This is a genomic window from Candidatus Obscuribacterales bacterium (assembly GCA_036703605.1).
GTDB lineage: Bacteria > Cyanobacteriota > Cyanobacteriia > RECH01 > RECH01 > RECH01.
The window spans coordinates 1-1,143 of the sequence record DATNRH010001072.1; the positions used below are offsets into that span (position 1 = coordinate 1).

1 protein-coding gene is annotated in these 1,143 nt (G+C 50.6%); it reads left to right on the forward strand.

Annotated elements, in window-relative coordinates; all coding sequences use genetic code 11:
* Positions 1-782: 782 nt before the first annotated feature.
* On the forward strand, positions 783-1,143 hold a 361-nt coding region (locus V6D20_21895; GenBank protein HEY9818437.1), incomplete at its 3' end, for a hypothetical protein.

A 1,143-nucleotide genomic window follows, 5' to 3' on the forward strand; every position in this document is an offset into this window, starting at 1 on the left:
CTAAGTAGAGCTACATCCGGGTTCCCCATATCCGTGGCAGGGAGCCACAGTGGCCATGGAGCCACATATCCTTGAGCTCACTCTTTTCCGGTCTGTGGTGTAGTAAACACCCTACAATCAACCCAAGTGAGCTACAGCAGCTACAGCTAGTGCTTTGAGGGCGCTAGGGCTGGATTCATTCAGTTTATCAGACCCAAGACTTGAGTGGAAGAGAGTCAAACGATCCACATTGTCAAAGATGACATTGCTGATTTCCATGAACGTTTCCATGGGTGACGACCCGTGTAGGAGGCAGAGACATACGGAGGGTCTCACCGGCAGTTGTATATGACCTGGTATCCATGGAGAAAGAGTCTCCATAGGCAATGGATCGATGGTACAGTGCTGATAGTCTTCATTGCCAATCGATGTTGATCTAAGCTGGAAATTAGGAAAAATGTGGAGGCCTATAAGCGAGATGGCTCGCCCCGCTCGCACCTATGTGGCCAACTATGTGACCCCTTAGTCCACTAGTTCCCACGAGCCAGTGTGCCCTATTTAAGGAAATTTAGGTAATACTCTGTAATTCCGGGAATGATCCCCAAGTCAGCAGGGCTATGGTAATTAGGCGAATCCCCCGGCAGTTTTTCCGTTGTGTCCTGGAACGTGCGAGACTCCGCTAAAATAGGCGCAAACGTACGAACTACACGGCATATCGCTCAAATGGCTCCGTGGAGCCAAGCCATTTCCTCACTTTTTTTTAGGAATAGCCACTTTGCTGGAAATACAGCTAGTAATAGCGCTTGAATTCATTGACAATGGCCAAGACAGCCACAATGGCCACTAAGGCCACACAGCGTCGAGATGAGACTGCTGAGAAGGAAGATGACCTAGGCCCTGTGCCTCGTGTCTCCAAAAGGGCAAAGAAACCCACTGCCAAAGCGCAGGAAGCCAAGAGGCGCAAATCAAAGTCCAAGAAGACTGAAAAGGATGAGGTTGACAATGAAGATGTCTCCATCCCTGAATCGCGAGACGACGATAGCAACGATAGCCCAAAGGCGGCAGACGCTGGACGGGGCGCTGGAGGAGCCGATGGAGGCGACGATGATGATGATGGTGTCGGCGATTTCGGAAGTGACGATGAGACCGAATCGGAAGAAGATG